The organism is Microbacterium sp. (genome assembly GCF_049661145.1).
Lineage (GTDB): Bacteria > Actinomycetota > Actinomycetes > Actinomycetales > Microbacteriaceae > Microbacterium.
On record NZ_JBASZT010000284.1, the window covers coordinates 1 to 1,871 of the forward strand.

A 1,871-nucleotide genomic window follows, 5' to 3' on the forward strand; every position below is an offset into this window, starting at 1 on the left:
CGGGCGGGTCGGGCGCCCCCGGCAGCTTCGTCGCGGAACGCGATGTGGACGCCGATCCGTTCCAGCGGGGTGTCGTGGTCGCCCCGCACCTGATGGGCGAGTACCTCGAGAGCGCGCACGCGCTGGACGCGTCGGACGACCCGCGGATGGCCGTGGTGCGCGAGCGTCTCTCGCAGTGGGATGCCGCGGCATCCGCGCGTGACACCGTCTATGGCGCGGTGGAGTGAGGCCCGCGGTGGCGTGTGGCGGGACTTGTGGGTCAGCTTTTCAGTGGCGCTGCCGCGCCGTGGGGCGGGAAAGTCTGGGTCATGTCACGAGACTTTCGCGTTAGTCATTCAGTGGCGCTGCCGCGCCGTGGGGGCGAGAAAACCTGCCTCAGGTGGCGAGACTTTCGCGTTAGCGGCGCTTCTGCTGCGGCCGCAGGAGGATGCCGAACACCCAGTTGATCAGCGAGATCAGGAGGGCCGCGAGCACCCCGAGCCAGAAGTCCTCGACGCGCAGACCCCAGTTCCACCAGTGCGTGAACCAGGCCGTCAGCCACAACAGGAACCCGTTGATGATGAGCGAGATGAGCCCCAGCGTCAGGATGTAGAGGGGAAAGGCGAGGATCTTCAGAACGGTCCCGATGAGCGTGTTCACGAGCGCGAACACCGCCGCGACGGCCAGCAGTGTCAGCACGAGCTGCAGGGTCTCGCCGGGAGGGAACGGGATGACGGTGACGCGCAGGGCCGCGATCAGGGTCACGACCCAGATCGCGAAGGCGTTGACGACGACACGGATGAGAAAACGCATGGTGGGGTCAGTCTTCCACGACGGGCGCCCGCAGGGAATGCGCGATCGTGTCGAGGTCCACCCTGCTCTGGGCGGTATCGAGCACAAGCGTGAATCCCGCATCAGTGGGCATGTCGCCTGCGGAAGGTCGAGGGAGACCGTCATACGTCCTCCAGGCGCCGGAGCAGGTCCGCATACCGGGCGCGTTCTGATACCACGAACCCTCCGTAGACTCGCACTGTGACCGACGACAACCGGGTCGAGTACCCCGTCCGCATCCGCCCCGAGATCGCCGCGCTGCCCGCGTACAGGCAGGGTCGGCAGGCCGGCGCCGAGGCGTTCAAGCTCTCCAGCAACGAGAACCCGTTCGAGCCGCTGCCGGGCGTCGTCGAAGCGGTGCATGCTGCCGTTGCGTTCAACCGCTACCCCGACGCGTCGTCGCCGCGGCTGCGCGCGAAGCTGGCAGAGCGCTATGGCGTCCAGGACGACGCCGTGCACGTGGCCGCCGGCTCCGTGTCGATCCTGTACCAGCTCGCGCAGGCCACGAGCGGGCCGGGCGACGAGATCCTGTTCTCGTGGCGCTCGTTCGAGGCGTACCCCGGACTCGTGACGGTCGCCGGAGCCAGGGCCGTCACGGTGCCGAACGATGCGGCTGGCCGGCACGATCTGAAGGCGATGGCGAGGGCCGTCACCCGCCGCACCCGCCTCATCATCGTGTGCAGCCCGAACAACCCGACCGGCCCGGTCGTCACGCAGGCCGCGTTCGACGCGTTCCTGGCGCGGGTGCCGTCCGATGTGCTGGTCATCCTCGACGAGGCCTATGCCGAGTTCGTGACGGCTCCCGACGCCGTCGATGGGCGGCAGGTGCTCGCTGCGGGGCACCCCAACGTCGTCGTCCTGCGCACCTTCTCGAAGGCGTACGGACTGGCGGGGCTGCGCGTCGGGTACGCGGTGGGCGATCCGCGCATCCTCGCCGCGGCCCGGACGACCAGCATCCCCCTGTCGGTCACCGCCGCCGCGGAGGCCGCCGCCCTCGCGAGCCTCGACGCCGAGGACGAGCTGCTGGAGCGCGTCGCCGTCATCGGCGCGCACCGCGACGC

Annotated in this window: 2 protein-coding genes and 1 pseudogene; 2 read left to right on the plus strand and 1 reads right to left on the minus strand. The window is 69.4% G+C overall.

Annotated elements, in window-relative coordinates; genetic code table 11:
- Positions 1 to 227: pseudogene (locus WBP48_RS12025) on the plus strand (hypothetical protein); the annotation flags it as partial.
- 169 nt (positions 228 to 396) lie between these two features.
- On the opposite strand, the gene WBP48_RS12030 reads toward WBP48_RS12025, so the two are convergent.
- Entirely contained in the window at positions 397 to 792 is a 396-nt protein-coding gene (locus WBP48_RS12030; RefSeq protein WP_424440732.1) for a phage holin family protein, read from the minus strand.
- A gap of 219 nt (positions 793 to 1,011) precedes the next feature.
- Between WBP48_RS12030 and WBP48_RS12035 the strand changes: the two genes are divergently transcribed.
- A partial coding sequence (locus WBP48_RS12035) for a histidinol-phosphate transaminase (RefSeq protein WP_424440734.1) occupies positions 1,012 to 1,871 on the plus strand: 860 nt, incomplete at its 3' end.

Bases quoted from the DNA above. Each gene is read 5' to 3' on its own strand.
- WBP48_RS12030 (WP_424440732.1), bottom strand. From the start codon at position 792: ATGCGTTTTCTCATCCGTGTCGTCGTCAACGCCTTCGCGATCTGGGTC.